This window comes from Streptomyces sp. NBC_01352, from assembly GCF_036237295.1.
Lineage (GTDB): Bacteria > Actinomycetota > Actinomycetes > Streptomycetales > Streptomycetaceae > Streptomyces > Streptomyces plumbiresistens.
Map to the genome: position 1 here is coordinate 7,454,754 of NZ_CP108354.1, position 22,700 is coordinate 7,477,453.

Sequence of the window (22,700 nt, forward strand, 5' to 3'; positions counted from 1 at the left end):
CGCCCTTAGATACGGAGTCTGGGGTGGCGCTGTTCAACCGCTGAGAAACGGGTAGGAACTTGTGCGCCACCTGTGAAGAGCGTTACTGGTGAAGAGCGCTACCGGTGAAGAGGACTCACGCGCCGAACGAGTGCACCGTCGTCGTCCGGTAGGTCTGCCCCGGCCGCAGCACGGTGGACGGGAACGACGGGTGGTTCGGAGAGTCGGGGTAGTGCTGCGTCTCCAGGCAGAGGGCGTCGCCCTGGCGGTAGACGGTGCCGCCGCTGCCCACGAGGGTGCCGTCGAGGAAGTTGCCGGAGTAGAACTGCAGGCCCGGCTCGGTCGTCGCGATCTTCATGGTCCGCCCGGAGGACGGGTCCTTCAGCGTCGCGACGTGCTCCGGCTCGCCCGTGATCCCCTTGTCGAGGACGTAGTTGTGGTCGATGCCCTTGCTGTACAGCAGTTGCTGGTGGGCGGCCCGGAGGTCCTCGCCGACCGTCTTGGGGCGCCGGAAGTCGAAGGGGGTGCCCGCCACGTCCGCCATCTCGCCGGTGGGGATCAGCCCCGAGTCGACCGGCGTGTAGCGGGAGGCCGCGATCTCCAGCTCGTGGTCGTGGACGGTGCCGCTGCTCTCGCCGGCCAGGTTCCAGTAGACGTGGCTGGTGAGGTTGACGACGGTGGCCCGGTCGGTGGTGGCCTCGTAGTCGATGCGCCAGTCGCCCTGCCGGGTGAGCGTGTACGTCGCCTTCGTCCTGAGCGTGCCGGGGTAGCCCATCTCGCTGTCGGCGCTCGTGCGGTACAGGTACAGGCCGACGTCGGTGCCCTCGGTGAACGGCTCGACGTCCCACACCCGCTTGTCGAAGCCCTGGGCGCCGCCGTGCAGGCTGTTGGCGCCGTCGTTGACGTCCACCTGGTGGATCTCGCCGTCCAGGGTGAACCGGCCCTCGGCGATGCGGTTGCCGTAGCGGCCGATCAGCGCGCCGAAGTACGGGCTGCCCGCGACGTAGTCCTCGATGGTGTCGAAGCCCAGACAGACGTTGGCGTACCGGCCCGCACGGTCCGGGATCTCCAGGGACCGGACGACGCCGCCCCAGGAGAGGACCTTCAGGCGGGTGCCGCCGTTCTCCAGGGCCCAGCTGTGGACCTCCGTGCCGTCGGCGAGCTTGCCGAAGAGCGACTTCACCGGCTTCCTGCCTCCCGTGGAAGTGGAAGGGGCCCCGCCTGCCGGCGGGGCCCCTGGGCTCTGGCCCGGTCGTCTACGAGCCGACCTTGCGCTTGTTCCATACGTCGAATCCGACCGCCGCCAGCAGTACCAGGCCCTTGATGACCTGCTGCCAGTCGGTGCCGATGCCGACCAGGTTCATGCCGTTGTTCAGCACGCCCAGGACCACACCGCCGATGATCGCGCCGAGGACGGTACCCACACCGCCGCTCATCGACGCGCCGCCGATGTACGCGGCCGCGATCGCCTCGAGTTCGAAGTTGAGGCCGGCCTTGGGCGAGGCCGCGTTGAAGCGGGCGGCGAAGACCAGACCCGCCAGGGCCGCGAGCATGCCCATGTTCAGGAAGAGCAGGAAGGTGACCTTCTTGTCCTTCACGCCCGACAGCTTGGCCGCGGGCAGGTTGCCGCCGATCGCGTAGATGTGCCGGCCGATGATCGCGTTGCGCATGACGTAGCCGAAGCCGACGACCAGCACGCCGAGGATCAGCAGCACGATCGGGGCGCCCTTGTAGCTGGCGAGCAGCATCGTGACGGTGAGCACGGCGGCCACCAGCGCGACGAGCTTGAGCGCGAAGAGCTTGGCGGGCGGCACCTCGAGGGCGAACTCCTGCTGGCGCTTGCGGTCGCGGATCTCCTGGAAGACCACGAACGCGATCACCGCGAGACCGAGCAGCAGGGTGAGGTTGTGGTAGTTGGTGTTGGGGCCGACCTCGGGCAGGAAGCTGTTGGCGACCTTCTGCAGACCCTCCGGGAACGGGCCGATCGTCTGGCCCTCCAGGAAGATCTCCGTGAGCCCGCGGAAGGTCAGCATGCCCGCCAGTGTCACGATGAACGACGGGATGCCGAGATACGCGATGAGGAACCCTTGGGCGGCGCCGGCCGCCCCTCCGATGGCCAGGCACATCACCAGGGCGATGGGCCAGGCGATGTCGTGGTTGACCATCAGCACGGCTCCCACCGCGCCCACGAACGCCGTCAGTGAGCCGACCGACAGGTCGATGTGGCCGGCGATGATGATGAGCATCATGCCGATCGCGAGGATCAGGATGTAGCTGTTCTGCAGCACCAGGTTGGATACGTTGCGCGGCAGCAGCAGGTCACCGTCGGTCCACACGGCGAACAGCACCACGATCAGGCCGAGGGCGAACAGCATGCCGTACTGCCGCATGTTGCGGCGCATGCCGTCCAGCATCAGCTGCAGCAGGCCGTCACCGGTTGCCGAACCGCCCTTGCCGGGCGGCGCGGGGGCCGGCGTCTTGGCGGTCACGTCCGTGCTCATCGGGTTACCTCTTTGTCCTTTGTCATCTGGCGCATCAGTGATTCCTGCGAGGCCTCGGCCCGCGAGAACTCACCGGTCAGCCGCCCCGCGGCCATCGTGTAGATGCGGTCACACATGCCCAGCAGCTCCGGCAGCTCGGAGGAGATGAAGACGACCGCCTTGCCCTGGGCCGCCAGCTGGTCGATGACCGTGTAGATCTCGTACTTGGCGCCGACGTCGATCCCGCGCGTCGGCTCGTCCAGGATCAGCACCTCCGGACCCGCGAAGATCCACTTGCTGAGGACGACCTTCTGCTGGTTGCCGCCGGACAGCTTGCCCACCGGCTCGAAGACGGTCGGCGCCTTGATGTTCATGGACTTGCGGAAGCCCTCGGCGACCTGCCGTTCCCCGTGCTCGTCGACGACACCCCGCTTGGCGACCTTCCCCAGGGCGCTGAGCGAGATGTTCCGGTTGATGTTGTCGATGAGGTTGAGGCCGTAGTGCTTGCGGTCCTCGGTGACGTACGCGATGCCGTGCTTGACCGCCTCGGAGACGGTCTTCGTACGGATCTCCTTGCCGTCCCTGAGGACCGTGCCGCCCGCGTACCGGCCGTAGGTGCGGCCGAAGACGCTCATCGCGAGTTCGGTGCGCCCGGCGCCCATCAGGCCCGCGATGCCGACGATCTCCCCGCGGCGCACCTGGAGCGACACGTCGTCGACCACCTTGCGCTGCTGGTCGATCGGGTGGTGCACGGTCCAGTCCCGGATCTCCAGGGCGGGCGAGGCGCCCTCCTCCGGCTGGTGCGGAGTGCGCTCCGGGAAGCGGTGCTCCAGATCGCGGCCGACCATCCCGCTGATGATCCGGTCCTCGGTCGTCTCCGCGGCCTTCACGTCGAGCGTCTCGATGGTGCGCCCGTCCCGCAGGATCGTCACCGAGTCGGCGACCTTGCGGATCTCGTTCAGCTTGTGGGAGATGATGATCGAGGTGATGCCCTGGTTCTTCAACTCCAGGATGAGATCCAGGAGTTTGCCGCTGTCCTCGTCGTTCAGGGCGGCCGTCGGCTCGTCCAGGATGAGCAGCTTCACCTTCTTGGACAGCGCCTTGGCGATCTCCACGAGCTGCTGCTTGCCCACGCCGATGTCGGCGACGCGGGTCTCCGGGTGGTCGGAGAGACCGACCCGGCGCAGCAGTTCGCTGGCGTGCTTGAGGGTGTCGTTCCAGTTGATGAACCCGCGCTTGGCGTGTTCGTTGCCGAGGAAGATGTTCTCCGCGAGGGAGAGGTAGGGCACCAGGGCCAGTTCCTGGTGAATGATCACGATGCCGTGATGCTCACTGGCCCGGATGTCCTTGAACTCGCAGACGTCACCCTCGAAGAGGATCTCGCCCTCGTACGTGCCGTGCGGGTGGACGCCGGAGAGGACCTTCATCAAGGTCGACTTGCCGGCGCCGTTCTCCCCGCAGATGGCGTGGACCTCGCCCTGCTGGACGGTCAGTGTGACGTCCGACAGCGCTTTGACGCCGGGAAAGGTCTTGACGATCGAGCGCATTTCCAGGACGGGTCCCGCCATGGTCGTGCCTTCCAATCACTAGGGGGTGGCGGTTACTTCAGGTCGCTTTCCTTGATGTAGCCGGAGTCCACGACGACCGTCTGGTAGTTGGCCTTGTCGACGGCGACCGGCTCCAGCAGGAAGGCCGGGACGACCTTCGAGCCGTTGTCGTACGTCTTGGTGTCGTTCGTCTCGGGCTTCTTGTCGTTCAGCAGCGCGTCGACCATGTTCGAGGACACCTTGGCGAGCTCGCGGGTGTCCTTGTAGACGGTCATCGACTGCTGGTCGGCGATGATCGACTTCACCGAGGCGACCTCGGCGTCCTGGCCGGTGACGATCGGCAGCGGCTTGCTCTTGGAGCCGTAGTCGTCCGACTTCAGCGCGGAGAGGATGCCGATGGAGATGCCGTCGTAGGGCGAGAGGACGGCGTCGACCCGCTCGCTCTTGTAGGCCGAGGTCAGGATGTCGTCCATGCGCTTCTGGGCGGTGCCGCCGTCCCAGCGCAGGGTGGTGACCTGGGTCAGCTCGGTCTGGCCGGAGCGGACGACGAGCTGCTTCTTGTCGATGTAGGGCTGCAGGACGTTCATCGCGCCCTGGAAGAAGTAGCGGGTGTTGTTGTCGTCGTTCGAGCCGGCGAAGAGCTCGATGTTGAACGGGCCCTTCTTGGAGCCGTCCTTCAGGCCGAGCTTCTCGACGATGTAGTTGCCCTGGAGCTCGCCGACCTTCTCGTTGTCGAAGGAGGCGTAGTAGTCGACGTTCTCGGTGCCGAGGATCAGGCGGTCGTAGGAGATCACCGGGATGTCGGCGTCCTTGGCCTGCTGGAGGACGTTGTTCATCGACTTGTTGTCGATGGCCGCGACGATCAGGGCCTTGACGCCCTGCGTGATCAGGTTCTCGATCTGCGAGACCTGCTGGTCCGGGTCGTCCTCGCCGTAGACCAGCTTGGTCTTGTAGCCCTTGGACTCCAGGTCCTTCTTGACGTTGTTGCCGTCGGCGATCCAGCGCTCGGAGGACTTGGTGGGCATCGCGATGCCGATGGTGGCGCCCTCGGAGCTGCCGGAGCCCTCCTCGCTGCCACCCTCGCCGCTCTGGCCGCAGGCGGACAGGGTCAGGGCGAGGGAGGCAGCGCCGGCTATGGCGGCGAGTGAGGCTCGGCGAGTACGCATGATCATCATCCTTGATGTGTGGGGCGGGCTCGGTCTGGCGATGCGGGGACGCTGCCTGGCGCGGTGCGAGGTGCTGACCGAAGAAGGGGTGTGTGGGATTGTGTGCGGCTGCGTGGCCTTTTGTGAAGGGGCGTTGTCCGGAACGTTATGAGGGCGTTTCGAACCGACGCAGATCGCCGGGCAGCCGGGAGCCCAGCGGAGCCATGTCGCCGTCCGCTCCGTGCCGCGCCAGCAGGTCCAGGGCGAGCCGGCCGCGCCGCACCCGCTCCCGGGCGCTGTTCAAGGTCACGTCGCGCATGTGATGGCCGTACGGGTAGATCCCCGGGGCCTTCGACAGGCCGAACTTCAGATAGATCGGTGCGCCGCGCCGGATCAGCTCGGCGACCTCGTACATCCGCACGTAGCCGCCGAGGTCGTCGGGAGCCTCGATGTACATGTCCATGGGAGCGGCGGAAACCCGCCGGATCTCGGTGAGGTGATCGAGCGTCAGATCGCTCGGCACGTTGATCGAGTCGCCACCGAGGTTCTCGTACACCGCGTACGCGGCCGGGTTCACGGGCCCGATGAGGGCGCTCACCTTGAGAGTTGTGTCGGCCGGGATGATCCCGGCCAGCCGCGCCCGGTGCAGCGTCCACAGCACGCCCTCGTCGGCGACCAGCAGACACTTGACGCCCAACTCGGTTGCCCGGACGGCGTCTTCGACGCATCCGGCGACCGCGTCGTGGCCGCGGGCACGCAGGCCGCCGCCGCGCGAGTCGGTCCGGGTCGAGCCGCCGATGTCCCAGGTGCCGCGCGGTCCGGTGAACAGACAGAGCTCGATGTCACGCTCGTCGGTCGCCTCGACCATCTCGGTGATCTCGGAGTCGGTCAGCATCCACACACCGCTGCCCTGGCTGATCCGGTGGATCGGCACGTCGAGGCGGGAGGCCTCCTTCAGGACGACGGCCAGCGCTTCGGGACCCTCGCAGGAGGGAACCTCGGTGCGCCAGCTGCCGCCGCCGGGGAAGGTGTGCGGTGAGGCGTCCGCGGGGTCGAGGGCGGGCGCGCCCAGGCCGAGGGTGGTGAGTGCCTGCTCACCGGGCCTGCGGGCCGCCGTGGCGGAAGCGTCGGTCACTGTCTGTCCTTCTGTTCGGTATTTCGGACGAAGTTCGCGGCTCAAGGCGTGGGGGGGCTGGGTGTACGCCGGTACGGAAGCCGTCAGGTCGCCCCCGTACCGGCGTACGTCTAGGGGCGGAGCAGGACTTTGCCCACCTTAGGATCGCCGGATCCCACCAGCTCGATGGCCTCGGGGAACCCGTCGAGCGGCAGCTCGTGCGTGACCAGCGGCAGCGGGTCGAGCAGTCCGGCCCCGAAGACCCGCACCGTGTGCGCCCAGGCGTCCGGCGGCGCACCGAAGACGGTGTGCACCTCCAGCTGCCGTACGACCAGGTCGGTCGGGTCCAGGCCCTCGGCGCCCGGCGCCGGGATGCCCGTCAGGACCAGGCGTCCGCCGCGCCTGAGCAGGGAGGCGGCGGTGCGCGCGGCGGACGCGGACCCGGCGGTCTCGATCACGACGTCGAAGTCGTCCGGGAGCGGCTGGTCCTTCGTACGGAAGTCGCTGGCGCCGAACTGCCTCGACAGGGCCTCGCGGTCGGTGCGTGTGCCGACGACCAGCAGCTCCGCCGGGGAGCCCGCCTTCAGGAACTGCACGGCGAACATGCCGAGGGTGCCGGTGCCGACGACGGCCACCCGCTCACCCGGCCGCGCGTTCGCCTTGATCGCGGCGGCCGCGATGCACGCGGCCGGCTCCAGCAGGGCCGCCGCCGTCAGGTCGGCGTCGTCCGGCAGGGCGTGCAGCAGCCGGGCCGGCAGGGTGAGGGTGGTGGCCATCGCCCCGGGCTGGGTGAACCCGGTCTCCTCGTACCCCGCCGTGCACAGGGTGGTCTCGCCCGCGTGGCAGCGGTCGCAGACCTGGCAGTTGCGGAAACCCTCCCCGACGACCTTCCGGCCGACGAGCGCCTCGGGGACCCCGGCGCCGACCGCTTCGACCGTGCCGGACCACTCGTGGCCCGGGGTCAGCGGGTAGCGGACGTATCCCTCGGGCCGGTTGCCCTGGTACACCTCGCGGTCGCTGCCGCAGATGCCGACGGCGTGGACGCGCACCAGCGCCTCGCCCGCGCCCGGCTCACGGGGCGTGTGCGGGGTGAGGCGGTGCTCGCCGGGCGCCTCGACGACGACGGCCGTGCTCACTTGCTGCCCTTCGGCTTGCGCTGCTCCCAGCCCTCGGCCCACAGGTCGAAGCGGGCCTGCTGCTGGGGGAACTCCGCCGCCGCGTCCACGTCCAGCTCGACACCGAGGCCGGGCTTGTCGGAGAGGTGGAAGTAGCCGTCCACGACCTCCGGTGCCCCCGAGATCACCTTCTTGATCTCCGCGTCCGCGAAGTCGTTGAAGTGCTCGAGGATCTTGAAGTTCGGCGAGGAGAACCCGACCTGGAGGGAGGCGGCGGTCAGGACCGGCCCGCCCACGTTGTGCGGCGCGACCAGCACGTAGTGGGCCTCGGCGGTCGCGGCCAGCTTGCGGGTCTCCCAGATACCGCCGATGTGACCCACGTCCGGCTGGATGATGTCCACGGCCTGGCTCTCGAAGAGCTCCCGGAACTCGATCCGGTCGTGGATCCGCTCACCGGTTGCGACCGGGATGTCCACCTTGGCGGCGACCTTCTCCAGCGCCTTCAGGTTCTCCGGCGGGCAGGGCTCCTCCAGCCACGCGGGCTTGAAGGGCGCCAGCTCGTTGGCGAGGCGGATGGCGGTGGCGGGGGAGAAGCGGCCGTGCATCTCCAGCATCAGCTCGGAGTCCGGCCCGATGGCGTCGCGCACGGCCTCGATCAGGGACACCGAGTACAGGGTCTCCTGGTGGTCCAGTTCGAAGTGCCCGGTCCCGAAGGGGTCGATCTTGAGCGCCTTGTAACCGCGCTCCATGACCTTCTGGGCCGCCTTGTGGTACGCCTCCGGGGTGCGCTCGGTGGTGTACCAGCCGTTGGCGTAGGCCTTGACCTTGTCGGTGACCTTGCCGCCCAGGAGCTGCCACACCGGCACCCCGAGAGCCTTGCCCTTGATGTCCCAGCAGGCCATCTCGATCACGGCGATGCCGGACATCACGATCTCGCCGGCGCGCCCGTAGTCGCCGTACTTCATCCGGCGGACCAGGTCCTCGACAGCGAACGGGTCCGACCCGAGAATGTGGTTCTGCTCCGCCTCGCGCAGATAGCCGAGCAGCGCGTCGGTGTGGCCCAGCATGCGGGTCTCGCCGACGCCGGTGAGTCCCTCGTCGGTGTGCACCTGGACGTAGGTCAGGTTCCGCCACGGCGTCCCGACCACGTGCGTGCTGATTCCCGTGATGCGCACGGTACTCCCTAAGTCCTGGCTTGTTCGAGATATCGTCACTTGTTCGAAATGCTGTCGCGACAGTAAAGACGACCCGGTCGGAGTGTCAATGGTTCGAACCCACAACGGTTCCGGTGCGCCGACCGGCGCGGCCGGCGACGGTCCTGTCGTCCCGGCTTTCACGTCCGCACCCAGGGACGTTACCGGTCACCCGGCGCTCGGGGTGGCCGCTCGGCGCGTTATCCAACCGTGACGACGACCCTGATGCAGCCCTCTTGACCGACGGGAATTGTTAGCGCTCACAATGACCTCCGCATTCACCAGTCGTCGTCCCACGGCATCCGAGGAGGTGTGAGCGTCGTGTCGGCAGTGCCTCAACCCGCTTTCCCGCCCGGTGCCTTGGGGCTCTCCGGAACCCCGGCGTGAAGCCGACGGCGCGGAACCACCCGCCCGGCCCGCAGGACTCACCGGCAGCCGACCACCAAGGAGGTGCGGCCGTGAACCACACTCAGCTCCGGCCGCCCACCATGGCCGACGTGGCACGCCTGGCCGGTGTGTCCCACCAGACCGTGTCCCGCGTACTGGGGGATCACCCCAACGTGCGGGACGAGACACGGGCCCGGGTGCAGCGTGCGATCGAGGAGATGGGCTACCGCCGCAACTCCTCCGCACGGGCCCTGGTGACCCGGCGCACCCGCACCCTGGGTGTCGTCGCCTCCAACACCACGCTCTACGGACCGGCCAGCACGCTGTTCGCGCTGGAGGAGGCGGCGCGCACCGAGGGGTACGTCGTCTCGACGGTCAGTCTGCGCAGACTGACGGTGGAGACACTGTCCGAGGCCCTGGACCACCTCAGCCAGGGTGGGGTGGAGGGAGTGATCGCCCTCGCCCCGCAGCGGTCGGCGGTCGAGGCCCTCGCCGAACTGCGCCAGCCCTTCCCGGTGGTGGCCGTGGGAACCGGGACCGGCGTGGAGATCCCCAGCGTCAACGTGGATCAGCGCCTGGGCGCGCGGCTGGCCACCGGTCATCTGCTGGCCTCCGGTCACCGCACGGTCTGGCATCTCGCCGGACCCGAGGACTGGCAGGAGGCGGTGGACCGGGTCGACGGCTGGCGGGCGACCCTCGAAGAGGCGGGTGTCGAACCGCCGCTGCCGCTGGGGGGTGACTGGAGTCCGCTGTCCGGCTACCGTGCGGGCCAGGAACTGGCCGGCTGGGTGGGCCGTGGCCTGACCGCCGTCTTCGTCGCCAACGACCAGATGGCACTGGGGGTGTTGCGGGCTCTGCGTGAGGCGGGAGTGCGTACTCCCGAGGACGTCGCGGTGGTCGGCTTCGACGACATCCCGGAGTCGGAGTTCTTCGCTCCGCCGCTCACCACCGTCCGGCAGGACTTCGCGACGGTGGGCAAACGGAGCATCGCCCTGCTGCTGGACCTCATCGAGGGCCGGCCCCCCTCCGGGACGTCCCGCGTCGCCATCGAACCGCAACTCGTCGTTCGCGCCAGCACTTTCCCGTACGTCCCGCAGCCGGGGACCGCTCCCGGCTGACGCGGCACCAACCGCACCAACCGCACGAAGCGCACCAACCGCACCAACTGATCGCCTTCCACCACCGGTGCGGACGAAATCTCGAACAATGATCGACAGGCTGGACGCAGTGCGGCCGGTCCCATCGAGTACCAGTGGTCCATCCCCGGACCGGCTCTTCAAAGGAGAAGACGCATGCTCAACAGAAGGAACTTCCTCACCGCGGCGGTCGGCGTGGCGGCTGCGACGGGCCTGGCGGCCTGCGCCAAGGAGGACGACAGCCCCTCGGGCTCCACCTCCGGCGGCAGCAAGGCGCTCGTCCTCGGCTTCTCCCAGGTCGGCTCGGAGAGCGGCTGGCGCAGCGCCAACACCACCTCGGTGAAGGAAGCGGCCAAGACGGCGGGCTACACCCTCAAGTTCTCCGACGCGCAGCAGAAGCAGGAGAACCAGATCTCCGCGATCCGCAGCTACATCACCCAGGGCGTGGACGTCATAGCCTTCTCGCCGGTGGTCGTCACCGGCTGGGACGCGGTGCTGAAGGAGGCCAAGGCCAAGAAGATCCCGGTGGTCCTCACCGACCGCTCCGTCGAGACCTCCGACGAGTCCCTGTACGTCACCCTCGTCGGCTCCGACTTCACGGACGAGGGCCGGCGCGCCGCCAAGATCCTGGAGAAGGTCCTCGAGAAGGCCGGCCACAAGGGCGCCGTCAAGATCGCCCAGCTGGAGGGCACCACCGGTGCCGCCCCGGCGATCGAGCGTGCCAAGGGCTTCAAGGAGGTCATGGAAGCCGACCACGCCGACGACTGGAAGATCGTCGTCAGCCAGACCGGTGACTTCACCCGCGCCGGCGGCAAGCAGGTCATGGCCGCCTTCCTCCAGTCCAACCCGGACATCAACGTGCTCTTCGCGCACAACGACGACATGGGCATCGGCGCCATCCAGGCCATCGAGGCGGCCGGCAAGAAGCCCGGCAAGGACATCCTGATCGTCACGATCGACGGCGTGAAGGACGGCTTCGTGGCCATGTCCGAGGGCAAGATCAACGCCATCGTCGAGTGCAACCCGCTGCTCGGCCCCCAGCTGATGGAGGTCGTGCAGAAGGTCAAGGACGGCGAGACGGTCGAGCGCTGGATCAAGACCAAGGAGGGCGACTTCATGCAGGACCAGGCCAAGGCCGCCCTCCCCACCCGCAAGTACTGACCGACCGCACCCACCGGCAGGGAGCCCGCCCGACCGAACCCCGAGTCGAGGGGGGCTGTTCAGGGGGCTCCCTGCGGGCCTGAACGAAATCGATGAGGAGCGCTGCCATGGCAGAGCCGCTGCCCGTCCTCGAGATGACGGGCATAGTCAAGGAGTTTCCGGGGGTACGGGCTCTGTCGGGTGTCGACTTCCGGCTCTTCCCCGGCGAGATCCACGCCCTGATGGGCGAGAACGGCGCCGGGAAATCCACCCTGATCAAGGTGCTGACCGGCGTCTACTCGCTGGACGGCGGCACGGTCACCCTCGACGGCAAGTCCGTGCGGATCGGCAGCCCGCTGCAGGCGCAGCAGGCCGGCATCAGCACGGTGTACCAGGAGGTGAACCTCTGCCCCAACCTGTCGGTGGCGGAGAACATCTTCATCGGACGTGAACCCACCCGCTTCGGCCGCATCCAGTGGAAGCGCATGCGCCAGGAGGCGGCGGAGCTGGTCGACCGGCTCGGCCTCGACATCGACGTCACCGCGCCCCTGTCCTCGTACCCGCTGGCCGTGCAGCAACTGGTCGCGATCGTACGGTCGGTCGGCACCGGCGACAGCGACGGCTCGGGAACCGGCACCAAGGTGCTGGTCCTGGACGAGCCGACGTCCAGCCTCGACCGCGACGAGGTCCTCGAACTGTTCCGCCTGATGCGGCAGCTGAGGGACGAAGGCGTCGCGATCCTGTTCGTCTCGCACTTCCTCGACCAGATCTACGAGATCTGCGACCGGATGACCGTGCTGCGCAACGGCGCCCTGGTCGGCGAGCACCTGGTCAGCGAGCTCGACCAGGTCGGACTGATCCAGCTCATGATCGGCAAGGCCATGGACCAGCTGGAGGAGCTCCACGAGCACCAGCTGCACGCCGACGTCGGCGAGACGCTCCTCAAGGCGGACGGCCTCGGCAGGGCGGGCGGCGTCGCCCCCTTCGACCTGGAGATCAAGAAGGGCGAGGTCCTCGGCCTGGCCGGCCTGCTCGGCTCGGGCCGCACCGAACTCGCCCGGCTGCTCTTCGGCGCCGACCAGCCCGACAGCGGCAAGGTCACCATCGGCGGCAAGCAGGTCTCGATGAGCGCCCCGAACGACGCGATCTCCGCGGGCGTCGCGTTCTGCTCGGAGAACCGCAAGACCGAGGGCCTGGTACCCGAGCTGACGGTGCGGGAGAACATCATCCTCGCGCTCCAGGCCGCCCGCGGCTGGACCCGGCCCATCCCGGCCGCCCAGCGCGACGAACTCGTCGCCAAGTACATCAAGGCGCTGGACATCCGCCCCGCCAACCCCGAGGCCCGCGTCGGCCGGCTCAGCGGCGGCAACCAGCAGAAGGTGCTGCTCGCCCGCTGGCTCATCACCCAGCCGAAGCTGCTGATCCTGGACGAACCGACGCGCGGCATCGACGTCGGCGCGAAGGCGGAGATCCAGAAACTCGTGGTCTCGCTCTCCGAGGAAGGCATGGCAGTGCTGTACATCGCGGCCGAGCTGGAAGAGGTGCTCCGGCTCAGCCACACCATCGGCGTGCTGCGCGACCGCAAGCTCGTCGCACAGCTCGCCAACGGGCCCGAGATCACCCCCACCCGGATCCTGGAGACCATCGCGAGCGGAGAGCACCAGTGACCACCACTCCCCGATGGCGAGCGCTGACACAGCATCACCTGTTCTGGCCGGTGGCCGTGCTGGTCGTCCTGCTGCTGATCAACGTTCCCTTCACCCCCGACTTCTTCTCGATCAAGATGACGGACGGCCACCTCTACGGCAGCCTCGTCTCGATCGTGCTGTTCGGCTCGCCGCTCATCCTGGTGGCGGTCGGCATGACCCTGGTCATCGCCACCGGCGGCATCGACCTCTCGGTCGGCGCCGTGGTCGCCATCACCGGAGCCCTGACCTGCTCGTACATCAGCGACCAGTCCGACCAGGACGCCCTGTCCGGAGTGTTCCTGGCCATGGGCATCGGCCTGGTGGCCGCGGTGGTCTGCGGCCTGTGGAACGGCTTCCTGGTGGCCCGGATGGGCATCCAGCCCATCATCGCGACCCTCATCATCATGGTCGCCGGACGAGGCGTGGCCCAGCTGATCACCGACGGCCAGATCATCACCATCAACAGCGAGCCGTACAAGCTGATCGGCGGCGGCTACTGGCTGACCCTGCCCTTCTCCATCTTCGTGGTGGCCGCGGTCGTGGCCGTCACCGTGGCACTGACCCGCCGCACCGCCCTCGGCCTGCTGGTCGAGTCGGTCGGCGGCAACGCCGAGGCCAGCCGCCTGGTCGGCATCAGGTCCCGCCGCATCAAGATCATGGTGTACGTGTTCTGCGCGCTGTGCGCCGGCATCGCGGGCCTGATGATCAGCTCCAACACCTCGGCCGCGGACGGCAACAACGCCGGTCTGTGGATCGAGCTCGACGCGATCCTCGCCGTGGTGATCGGCGGCACCTCGCTCCTGGGCGGCCGGTTCTCCATCGGCGGCACGGTGGTGGGCGCCCTCGTCATCCAGACCCTGACCACCACGATCTACACCATCGGCGTGCCGACCCAGACCAACCTGGTCTTCAAGGCCGCCGTCGTCATCGTCGTCTGCCTGCTCCAGTCCCCGAAGTTCCGCGCGAAGGTCTTCGGCGCCAGGTTCGGCTCCGGACCCGGCGCGAACGGAAGCGGCACGTCGGCCGCCACCCCGGCGGACACCACACCGACCACCGCGGCAGCCCCCAAGATGGAGGTGTCGTGATGAGCGCGACCACCCAGACCCCCAAGGCCAAGGCCCCGGACAGTCGTACGACGTCCAAGGGCGCTCGGCTGCTCGGCGACCGGCGCCTGCCCGTCCTGGTGACCGCCACGCTCTTCCTCGCGATGTACGTCGCGGGCCTGAGCCGCTACACGAACTACGGTTTCGGCGAGCCGCAGGTCTTCCTCAACCTCTTCATCGACAACGGCTACCTGCTGGTCGCCGCCGTCGGCGCCACCTTCGTCATCCTGTCCGGCGGTATCGACCTGTCCGTCGGCTCCGTGATCGGCTTCACGACCATGCTCACCGCGTGGCTGGTGGAGAAGCAGGGGCTGCCCATCCTGGTCGTCATCCCCATCGCGCTGGGCGTGGGAGCCTTGGGCGGCTTCCTGATGGGCTATGTGATCCACAACTTCGAGATCCAGCCCTTCATCGTGACCCTCGCCGGCCTCTTCCTCTTCCGGGGCCTGTGCCTGGTCATCAGCAAGGAGTCGATCGCCATCGACGACTCCTCGGTGAGCAGCATGGCCCAGGCACAGGCGTCGCTGGGGATGGGCTTCCTGTCGATCGGCGCCATCGTCGCGCTCGTCGTCCTCGCCGTGGCGTTCTACGTCCTGCACTACACGCGCTTCGGTCGGCGGGTGTACGCCATCGGCGGCAACGAGCAGTCGGCCATGCTGATGGGCCTGCCGCAGGGCGGCACCAAGATCGCCGTGTACACGGTGAGCGGCTTCTGCTCGGCCCTGGCCGGCCTCCTCTTCACCCTGTACATCCAGTCCGGTGACCCGCTGCACGCGACCGGGATGGAACTCGACGCGATCGCCGCGGTCGTCATCGGCGGCACGCTGCTGACGGGCGGCTCCGGCTACGTCCTGGGCACCCTCTTCGGTGTCCTCGTCCTGGGCCTGATCAAGAGCATCATCCAGTTCGAGGGCACGCTCAGCTCCTGGTGGACGAAGATCGCCACCGGTGTGCTGCTGTGCGCGTTCATCCTGATCCAGCGCGCCATGACGACCCGTAGGAAAACCTGAGCCGAGGGACACCGAAAGGGACGGCCGGAAGGGACGCTGTCACGCCGGAGCGGTCCGACGCACGTACGCCGTGCGCCGGACCGCTCCGGTGTGTCGGAAGATAGCGGGGAATGGCCGGGCTTGCCCTCAACTGGGCAAACTCGACTTGCCAGTTCCGCACGGAACCTTCACAGAGATCTCTAGGAGCGCTCCCTGTGCGGAACCTAATATTCCCGCGTCATGGACTACTGCCTCCCGTGCCGACGGCACCTCAACGGCGCCCTCGCCTGCCCGGGGTGCGGCACCTCAGCCGAATCCGTCCGCGCGTACGCGACGCAGCAGCAGCACGCGCCGGCCGAGGCGGTGGCACCGGGCGGGGCCGGGGCGTACCAGGCGTACGGGGCCGACGGGACGTACGGCGGCGGATACGCGGGCGGGTACCCGAGCGGGGGCGCGAGCGCGGCGTACGAAGGCGGCCACGCGGCTGAGGCGTACGGGGGCGGCGGCCAGGCTGCCGGTCCCTACGAGGACGCTGAGGGGGCGGCCGGTGGATACGGGGACTCCTCCCCCGAAAGTGCGAGCACGGCGTACGAAGGCGGCCGCGCGGCTGAGGCGTACGGCGGCGGCGGCCAGGCCGTCGGCCCCTACGAGGACGCTCAGCGGACGGCTCGGGGGTACGGAGGCGCCTCCTCGGGGGCCGCGAGTGAGAGCGGCGACGGTGCTGACGGCGACACCGGCACGGCCGGGACCGAGGCGGCCGCTCACCGGTCCGAGGCGGTGGCGGAACCCTCGGGCGGCCGGGCGGCACGAAGACGCGCGCGAGGACGTGGCGGCCGGGGCGCGGAAGCCCCCGAGGACGCCGAAGAGTACGACGACCACGACGAAGACGCCGACGACGACACCCAGGACGACGGCCCCGCGGGCGGTGCGAGCCGACGCGACCGAAAGGCCGCCGCGCACCGGCGCCGACGCCGCCGGACCCTCCTGATCGCCGCCGGCTTCGTGCTGGCGGCCGGCGGGCTGAGCCTCGCGGAACTCGGCATGGACGCCCCGGGCTCCAGCCCGAAGCCCGCGGCGGCCGGCGGCGAGTCCGCGGACGGCGCGGCGACGGAGGTGACCGAGTCGGCCAAGGCGCAGGACGGTGCGGCAGGCACCGGAGTGAGCGCGTCGGACTCGCCCTCCCCGACCGCGTCGGCCTCCCCCTCCGCCTCGGAGTCCGCGAAGGACGACGACGCGAAGAAGGACGAGGACGACCCCGACAAGGACGCCCAGTCGGCCACCACGGACCCGGGCACGTCCCCCACCACCGCGGACCCCGCGCCGCCGGCACAGTCCCCGACTCCTACGACGGACCCCACGACGTCGGAACCCACCGCGGATCCGTCACCGTCGGAGTCGTGCAACCGCTTCTTGTGGTGGTGCACCTAGGGCTCAGGGCCCGTCCGGCGGATCATGCCGCGGACGCGGGGCCGCAGTGACATCAGCCGCTCCGCGGCGGGCGCCGATCTGCGGCGTCGCCGTCCGTTCCCCTGCGGGTTGATCCGCCGGACAGGCTCGGCGGCCTTTCGGGCAGTCCGGGGCCCTGCAAGCGGGGTGTGGTGCGCGCCTAGGGCCCCTGCTCCAGCATCCGCCGCAGCAAGTCCCGCAAAGACATCCGCTCCTCGTCCGACAGTCCGGCCATGGGCTCCCGCGCGAAGCGCAGCCCTTCCCGGAGCTCCCGGGCGACCCGCCGCCCCTCATCCGTCGCGGCCGCCACCTTCACCCGGCGGTCCGCCGGAGCCGGCCGGCGCTCGACGAGCCCGCGGGCCTCCAGTCGGTCGACGATGCCCGTCACGTTGGACGGCTCGCACTTCAGCTTCTGGGCCAGCTTCCGCATCGGCAGGGGCTCCAGCGACAGCAGGTTCAGCAGCCGCGCCTGCGCTCCGGTCAGCGCGTGCTCCGCGGCCGCCTCCTCGTAGTCCTCGTAGAAACGCGCCACGACGTCACCGATCAGCTCGACCACCTCCATGGTCAACGCGTCGGGCCGGCGGGTTTTCTCGGGTGTGGCCATGGGATCCAGGGTACCCCGTTACTTGACATCCTGAAATGTTCAGGAGCATGGTTGTTTCAGGCACTGAAGTATTTTGAGGAAGGCCCGGTTCCATGTCCGACACCCGCACACTCCCCGCCGCAAGCCGTGAATGGCGTCTGCTCAGCCGCCCCGTCGGCTGGCCCAAGCCCGAGGACTTCGAGCTGGCCGAGGCGGAGATCCGGCAGCCCGGTCCCGGCCAGGTGCTCGTCCGCAACGCGTACCTCTCCGTCGATCCGTACATGCGTGGCCGGATGAGCGACGCCAAGTCCTACGTGGCCCCCTTCGAGCTGGGCAAGGCCATGCAGGGCGGTGCGGTCGGCGAGGTCGTCGCCTCGCAGGCCGAGGGCATCGCCGTCGGCGACCACGTGCTGCACTTCGGCGGCTGGCGCGAGTACGCCACCTTCGACGCCCAGCAGGCGGTCAAGGTGGACCCCGAGGCCGCCCCGCTCTCCACGTACCTCGGCGTCCTCGGCATGACCGGCCTCACCGCCTACGCGGGCCTGCTGCGCACCGCCGCCTTCAAGGAGGGCGACTCGGTCTTCGTCTCCGGCGCGGCCGGTGCCGTCGGCAGCCAGGTCGGCCAGATCGCCAAGCTCAAGGGTGCCTCCCGGGTCATCGGCTCGGCCGGTTCCGACGAGAAGGTCAAGCTCCTCGTCGAGGAGTACGGCTTCGACGCGGCGTTCAACTACAAGAACGGCTCGGTCGCCCAGCAGCTCCGCGAGGCCGCCCCGGACGGCGTCGACGTCTACTTCGACAACGTCGGCGGCGACCACCTGGAAGCCGCCATCGGGCAGCTCAACCGCGACGGCCGGATCGCGGTCTGCGGAATGATCTCGGTCTACAACAACACCGAGCCTGCCCCCGGCCCGCGCAACCTCGCCCGCCTCATCCAGACCCGCGGCCGCATCGAGGGCTTCCTCGTCAGCGACCACGCGGACCTCCAGCCGCAGTTCGTCCAGGAGGTCGGCCCCTGGGTCGCCTCGGGCGCGCTCAAGTACCGCGAGACGGTCGTCGAGGGCATCGAGAACAACCTGGAGGCGTTCCTCGGCGTCCTGCGCGGCGACAACACCGGAAAGATGATCGTCAAGCTGTAGGAACCCGGCTGCGGGCGGAGGTCTTCCCGGCTGTTTCCGGTATGCGGTAACTTATTTCCGAATTCTGTCGGGATCGTGGGCGCGAGTCCCGGCAGACCGAGGAGGAAGACGACCGCATGCCCATCCAGCAGTCCGACGTCCTGTACACGGCCGTAGCCACCGCCGAGAACGGCCGCGACGGCCGGGTCGCCACCGACGACGGCAGGCTCGACCTCGTCGTCAACCCGCCCGAGGAACTGGGCGGCAGCGGCACCGGCACCAACCCGGAGCAGTTGTTCGCCGCCGGCTACAGCGCCTGCTTCCAGGGCGCCCTCGGCGTCGTGGCCCGCCAGGAGAAGGCCGACATCTCCGGCTCGACCGTCACCGCGAAGGTCGGCCTCGGCAAGAACGGCGACGGATTCGGGATCATCGTCGAGATCTCGGCGCACATCCCCAACGTGGACGCGGAGACCGCGGGTGTCCTGATCAAGAAGGCCCACGAGGTCTGTCCCTACTCCAAGGCAACCCGCGGCAACATCACCGTGACGCTCGCCTGACCACGGTCGTCGCTCACGACGGAGGCCGCACCCCAGGACGTGGGGTGCGGCCTCTTGTCGTACGGCCGTGAAGGCGTCGTACGCCGGTCAGACGGCGAGCGCCGCCGAGTGCACGGCCCGCACGAACCGTTCGTTCTCCGGTGCCGCCCCGCCCGGGAAGGCCATCCGGCGGCGGGTGTAGCCGTACGCCAGCCCGCTGCGCGGATCGGCGAAGGCCTGTGAACCGCCCGCGCCGCTGTGCCCGAACGTCCCGGCACCCAGGAACGGATGCCACATGTCGGCCGTCGCCTGGAAGCCGAGCCCGTACGACTTGTGCGCCCGGGCCACCAGGTCGTACCCGGCCGAGTGGATCTGCCCCACCTCGGCCACGGTGTCCGGCTTCAGCAGCGGCGGCCGCCCGTCCACCTCGCTGATCGCCGCCGCGTACATCCCGGCGAGCCCGCGCGCGGCGGCGACCCCGCCCGCCGAGGCCGGTCCCTTGGCGCGTACGGCACGGGAGTTGGCGTAGTCCACCAGGTCACCCGCGTTCGGCACGTGCTGGTTGAAGGCGATCGAGGACAGCGTGTGCGGACCGGTCTGCACCGAGTCCAGCAGCGCCTGTTGCGTCGCCGTCGGGGCCATGGGCTGGACCGAGCGGTAGCGCGGTTCCAGTGCTTCGGGCAGCCCCAGGAAGAAGTCGAGCCCGTACGGGACGCGGATCCGCTCCTCGTACACCTCCTGGAGCGTCCGGCCGGTGGCGCGCCGTACGACCTCTCCGGCGAGCGCGCCGATGACGAGCGCGTGGTAGCCGAACGCCGTGCCCGGCCGCCAGAACGGCCGCTGGTCGGCGAGCCGTTCGGCGACCAGCCGGTCGTCGGCCAGCTCCTGCGCGGTGAACCCGGCGTCGAGCCCGACCACGCCCGCGCGGTGGGAGACCAGCTCGCGCAGGGTCAGCGCGCCCTTGCCCTCGGCGCTGAACTCCGGCCAGTAGTACGTCACCTTGCGGTCCAGCTCGAGCGTGCCGTCCTGCACGAGGAGCGCGACCACCAGGTGGGCGGCACCCTTGGTCGAGGAGTACACGCCGTAGAGGGATCCGGCGTCGGCGCCGTCCCCCGTCCACAGGTCGACGACTCTGCGGCCGTGCGCGTACGCGCACAACTGCCCCTCGTAGTCCGGGCGTTCCCCCGCCACGAAGGCGGCGAACTCCTCGCGCACCGCCTCGAATCCGTCCGCGACGGTGCCGTGGATCTCCTGTGTCATCCGCTCTCCTCACCTGTACCGCCACGCGCCTGCGCCACTGTGAACAGCGCGCGTGCCACCTGCGCGAACTCCCCCTTCGGATGGTCCCGGAAGAGGGGTTCGGTGCCGAACAGAACGGCCCCCGAGCCACTGACGACCGAGGCCTGCCCCGCCGCCTGGGCGGGACCGCCGGAGCCGTCCTCCAGCGCCCGCCAATGCCCGGAGACGAGCGGGTTACCGGTCCCGTAGGTCTGCTCCACCCGGACCCCGGGGCCGAGGTCGGTGAACCAGACGGGCGCGTACACGAACCCGTGATCCGGCGCACCGGCCGTCACCGGTCCCGTATTCACCACCCGCACCACGCCGTTGGCGTCCCCGTTGCCCTCGACCGGCTTCGCCGCCAGCAGCCCGGCGGCGGTGCTCAGGCCGGCTCCGGCGACCCCGCGCCCGACGAGCCCGTGCCCGCTGTCGAGGAAGGCGTCGAGGGCGGTACGGGCGGCCGTGTTCAGGGCGCCGTGGTCCAGTCCCGCCGACACGAACAGCACGTCCGCCGCCGCCCAGTCGAAGCCCGCGTTCAGCACGGCCGTGGAGACCGGCGTGACGTCGAAGTTCATCTCCCGCAGCGCGAACAGTTCACCGGGCGTGACGGCCGCGGCCACCCGCAGCCGGCGCAGCTCGCTCGTGCCGGTCGCCTTCGTCGCGTCGAAGGCGACGTCGTACGTCCGCGCCGCCGCGGCTGCCTTCGTCCGCGCCGACGCCGGCACGATCGCACTGCCGTCCGCGGACCCCCGTACCGAAACGCCCTGCTGGAGCAGGGCGTTGAGTGCCGCGATCTCCTGCGGGTCGTCGAGCCGCAGCCGCAGGTCGCCGCGCGGAGCGACGTGACCGACCGGCGCGGCCTCGTCCACGGTCCGCAGCGGCAGGCCCGTCAGGCCGCCGGAGGTCACCGGCTCGACCGCGGCGCCCCACAGGCGCCCCAGGCTCCAGCCCGAGATGTCGTACATCACCGAGACCTTGTCGCTGATGTCCGTCCCGTCGGCGAGCAGCACGTTGGCGAGCCCTCGCTTGGGCTGGTGCATGTCGACGACGTAGGAGCCCTTCGCATACGACCGTCCCGCGAGCCGGAAGTCGCGGGCGGCGCGGGTGACCCGGACGTCGTTGGCGAGGAGATGCTCGACGAGGCGCGCGGCGGCGGTGGACCCTCCGGGGATGACATACGCCCGCGGGAAGTCGGTGGTGTACACGTCCTCCGGACCGATGCCCGGAACGCCCGGCACGGTCTCCTCCGAAACCGGCACCTGGGCCGCGCCCGCCGCCCCGCGCCGGAAGACCTCGATCTGGTCGGCGACCAGCGACGTGCGGTTCGTCCGGACGAAGTCGAGGGTGGCCCGGATGGCGGCACCGGCCACGTCCACGTTGATCGCGGACCGGCGGCGCAGTTCGCTCTCCGGCAGGCTGGTGTAGGCGGCGTTGTTCACCGCCAGCGGGATCTCCACGGTGTGCGCGGCGACCGTGCCGTGGAAGGCCGCGTACTGCGGGGTGAAGATCGGCGGCCAGTCGTCCCAGCCCTCCTCCTGGTCCCGGAAGGGGATCTGCGCGGGCCGCACGCCGTCCTTCGCGGGCGTGTAGCCGAGGCCGTTGACGGCGGACTCCATGCGGAGGGCGTTGGCGTAGGTGTTCTTCAGGAACAGGTCGTACTCGTAGTTCTCGCCGTGCGGGGGAGTGGTGGGCTCGATGAGCGTGCCGTTGACGTAGCCGTGCAGGTCGAGCATGACGGCCGGCTGCTTGTCGATCTCGATCTGCCGCATCGCCCGCACCTCGGGCTGCGAGGCGGTGACGAAGTCCCGGTTCATGTCGAAGCCGTTGGCGTTGGCGCGGGTGCCGGCGATACGGCCGTCCGGGTTGGCCGTGATGTTGAAGTACAGGCGGCTGTGCGCGAGGAGGTCCTTCGTCCTCGCGTCGTTCGCGGTCGCGAGCTGCTCGACGATCCTCAGGGAGGCGTCGGTGCCCTCCCACTCGTTGCCGTGGATGTTGTTGTTGAAGAAGACGGGAGTCTTGTAACCCGCTTTGACCGCCGGGTCCTTGGCGGCCCTGCCCGGCGCGCTCTCGATCAGCTCGCGCATCCGCTCCTGGGTGCGGGCCTGCCGGGCGCTCTCCGGGGCGGTCACGGTCACGAGGTAGAGCCGGTGCCCGCCGGCCGAACGGCCCGCGACCTCGACGCTCACCCGGTCACCGAGCCGTTGCAGGGCGTTCAGCTTCGGGGCGATCCCGTGGTACGGGGTGAGGCCGAGCTTGATGGACCTGTCGGCGGGGTTCTCCGGGTCGGGAGTCAGGACCTGTTCGCGGGGATAGCCGCGCCCGGTGCCGGTGGTCGGGCTGCCCTGACCGGTGAGTGCCCGTTCGGCGGCGCTCTCGGGGGCACGGGCGGCGCGCTCGTCGACGGCGGGGCCCTCGCGGGTGACGGGGGGCTCGGGCCTCGCGACGGCGGTGTGGGGGGTGAGCAGGAGTGAGCCCGCCGTGGTGACGGCGAGGGCGGTGATCAGAACAGGTCTCGCAGGAACGGTTCTCGTGGTGCGCACGCGTACCTCCTGTGGGGCTTCCTGTGATCGGTACGGCGAGGTGTACCTGTTCGACTCAACCGCAACAAGAGGGAGTCGGAGTCGCTGACACCCCGGACGGCTCGTCACCGGTGGTCGGCAGGGGGCGCATTGCGGGTGCGGAGTGGGCATGCTGAGGGCGGAACACCCCGGAGTTCGGCGCCGGTC

General features: G+C 69.5%; 17 protein-coding genes and 1 pseudogene. 8 read left to right on the plus strand and 10 right to left on the minus strand.

Features of this window, described 5'->3' with window-relative positions; genetic code table 11:
- Positions 1-115: 115 nt before the first annotated feature.
- The 7 genes and pseudogenes from OG252_RS34570 to OG252_RS34600 all read right to left on the minus strand — a co-directional run.
- Positions 116-1,183 (minus strand): annotated as a pseudogene (locus tag OG252_RS34570) (aldose epimerase family protein); the annotation flags it as partial.
- Positions 1,184-1,235: 52 nt separating this feature from the next.
- A complete protein-coding gene (gene mmsB, locus OG252_RS34575) occupies positions 1,236-2,480 on the minus strand; it encodes a multiple monosaccharide ABC transporter permease (protein ID WP_266440003.1) in 1,245 nt (414 codons plus the stop codon).
- Complete coding sequence (mmsA, locus tag OG252_RS34580) at positions 2,477-4,027, minus strand: multiple monosaccharide ABC transporter ATP-binding protein (protein WP_266440005.1); 1,551 nt, start codon at positions 4,025-4,027, stop codon at positions 2,477-2,479. The genes mmsB and mmsA overlap by 4 nt, the downstream gene beginning before the upstream one ends.
- A gap of 32 nt (positions 4,028-4,059) precedes the next feature.
- Positions 4,060-5,172 carry a multiple monosaccharide ABC transporter substrate-binding protein gene (gene chvE, locus OG252_RS34585; protein WP_354006249.1) on the minus strand — a complete coding sequence of 371 codons (1,113 nt, stop codon included), beginning with the start codon at positions 5,170-5,172 and terminating at the stop codon, positions 4,060-4,062.
- Between the two features lie 145 nt (positions 5,173-5,317).
- Entirely contained in the window at positions 5,318-6,286 is a 969-nt protein-coding gene (locus OG252_RS34590) for a hypothetical protein (protein ID WP_329341090.1), read from the minus strand.
- A 110-nt stretch (positions 6,287-6,396) separates the two neighbouring features.
- The gene (locus tag OG252_RS34595) at positions 6,397-7,401 is read right to left on the minus strand and encodes a zinc-dependent alcohol dehydrogenase (protein WP_266440010.1); all 1,005 of its coding nucleotides are present in this window, start codon (positions 7,399-7,401) and stop codon (positions 6,397-6,399) included.
- The gene (locus OG252_RS34600) at positions 7,398-8,555 is read right to left on the minus strand and encodes a mandelate racemase/muconate lactonizing enzyme family protein (protein ID WP_266440012.1); all 1,158 of its coding nucleotides are present in this window, start codon (positions 8,553-8,555) and stop codon (positions 7,398-7,400) included. The genes OG252_RS34595 and OG252_RS34600 overlap by 4 nt, the downstream gene beginning before the upstream one ends.
- 476 nt (positions 8,556-9,031) lie before the next feature.
- Here OG252_RS34600 and OG252_RS34605 point away from each other — a divergent pair, with 476 nt between their 5' ends.
- The 6 genes from OG252_RS34605 (at position 9,032) to OG252_RS34630 (ending at position 16,444) form a co-directional block, all read left to right on the plus strand.
- Positions 9,032-10,078, plus strand: coding sequence for a LacI family DNA-binding transcriptional regulator (locus OG252_RS34605; RefSeq protein WP_266440013.1), 1,047 nt, complete (start codon positions 9,032-9,034; stop codon positions 10,076-10,078).
- A 174-nt stretch (positions 10,079-10,252) separates the two neighbouring features.
- Positions 10,253-11,257 (plus strand): ABC transporter substrate-binding protein, encoded by a 1,005-nt coding sequence (locus OG252_RS34610; protein ID WP_266440015.1) that lies wholly within the window; start codon positions 10,253-10,255, stop codon positions 11,255-11,257.
- Between the two features lie 107 nt (positions 11,258-11,364).
- Positions 11,365-12,903 (plus strand): sugar ABC transporter ATP-binding protein, encoded by a 1,539-nt coding sequence (locus OG252_RS34615; protein ID WP_266440017.1) that lies wholly within the window; start codon positions 11,365-11,367, stop codon positions 12,901-12,903.
- Positions 12,900-14,009 (plus strand): ABC transporter permease, encoded by a 1,110-nt coding sequence (locus OG252_RS34620; protein ID WP_266440018.1) that lies wholly within the window; start codon positions 12,900-12,902, stop codon positions 14,007-14,009. The genes OG252_RS34615 and OG252_RS34620 overlap by 4 nt, the downstream gene beginning before the upstream one ends.
- Positions 14,009-15,037, plus strand: coding sequence for a galactofuranose ABC transporter, permease protein YjfF (yjfF, locus tag OG252_RS34625; protein ID WP_266440020.1), 1,029 nt, complete (start codon positions 14,009-14,011; stop codon positions 15,035-15,037). Before OG252_RS34620 ends, yjfF begins: the two co-directional genes overlap by 1 nt.
- 219 nt (positions 15,038-15,256) lie before the next feature.
- Positions 15,257-16,444 (plus strand): SCO2400 family protein, encoded by a 1,188-nt coding sequence (locus OG252_RS34630; protein WP_329341094.1) that lies wholly within the window; start codon positions 15,257-15,259, stop codon positions 16,442-16,444.
- Positions 16,445-16,622: 178 nt separating this feature from the next.
- Here the strand turns inward: OG252_RS34630 and OG252_RS34635 are convergent, their stop codons facing one another.
- Positions 16,623-17,066 (minus strand): MarR family winged helix-turn-helix transcriptional regulator, encoded by a 444-nt coding sequence (locus tag OG252_RS34635; protein ID WP_329341096.1) that lies wholly within the window; start codon positions 17,064-17,066, stop codon positions 16,623-16,625.
- 92 nt (positions 17,067-17,158) lie between these two features.
- On the opposite strand from OG252_RS34635, the gene OG252_RS34640 reads away from it, so the two are divergent.
- Positions 17,159-18,181: an NADP-dependent oxidoreductase gene (locus OG252_RS34640; protein ID WP_266440026.1), complete on the plus strand. Its 1,023-nt coding sequence runs from the start codon at positions 17,159-17,161 to the stop codon at positions 18,179-18,181.
- A 116-nt stretch (positions 18,182-18,297) separates the two neighbouring features.
- Complete coding sequence (locus OG252_RS34645) at positions 18,298-18,717, plus strand: organic hydroperoxide resistance protein (protein WP_266440028.1); 420 nt, start codon at positions 18,298-18,300, stop codon at positions 18,715-18,717.
- Positions 18,718-18,804: 87 nt separating this feature from the next.
- Here OG252_RS34645 and OG252_RS34650 read toward each other — a convergent pair whose 3' ends face one another.
- Together OG252_RS34650 and OG252_RS34655 are read right to left on the minus strand one after the other, a co-directional pair.
- Positions 18,805-19,956 (minus strand): serine hydrolase domain-containing protein, encoded by a 1,152-nt coding sequence (locus OG252_RS34650; RefSeq protein ID WP_329341099.1) that lies wholly within the window; start codon positions 19,954-19,956, stop codon positions 18,805-18,807.
- The gene (locus OG252_RS34655; protein WP_329341101.1) at positions 19,953-22,514 is read right to left on the minus strand and encodes a M14 family zinc carboxypeptidase; all 2,562 of its coding nucleotides are present in this window, start codon (positions 22,512-22,514) and stop codon (positions 19,953-19,955) included. Before OG252_RS34655 ends, OG252_RS34650 begins: the two co-directional genes overlap by 4 nt.
- Positions 22,515-22,700: the final 186 nt, after the last annotated feature.